We start from the raw sequence: 287 nt of genomic DNA, 5'->3' as shown, positions 1-287 counted from the left end.
ACAGATAGAAGACCAGTTGGACTATGAAATTGGTATCAAGGCTTTGAAGAAATTCCAAGAAAATCCTGTTACACACTCGATTGATGATGTTCTTGCGGAGTTAGAAGATGGCTTATAAGCTTGTTCTCAGCGATGATGCTTTGAAGCAGTTGAAAAAAATGGACAGGCATGTGGGGATGATGCTTGCTAAGGATTTGAAAAAACGTTTGGACGGTTTGGAGAATCCAAGACAATTTGGGAAGGCCTTGGTAGGAGACTATAAGGGGCTGTGGCGGTATAGAGTGGGG

The 287-nt window shown here is 42.9% G+C and carries 1 protein-coding gene and 1 pseudogene; both read left to right on the top strand.

Features of this window, described 5'->3' with window-relative positions; all coding sequences use genetic code 11:
* Positions 1–118, top strand: a pseudogene (locus tag C1G53_RS00120) (translation repressor RelB); the annotation flags it as partial.
* Positions 108–287, top strand: a 180-nt coding sequence (locus C1G53_RS00115; RefSeq protein WP_105117238.1) for a type II toxin-antitoxin system RelE family toxin, incomplete at its 3' end; no start/stop codon positions are given. The pseudogene C1G53_RS00120 and the gene C1G53_RS00115, both read left to right, overlap by 11 nt.

Source organism: Streptococcus suis, from assembly GCF_002960445.1.
Lineage (GTDB): Bacteria > Bacillota > Bacilli > Lactobacillales > Streptococcaceae > Streptococcus > Streptococcus hyiners.
This window is presented reverse-complemented; position numbering and strand designations above follow the sequence as displayed.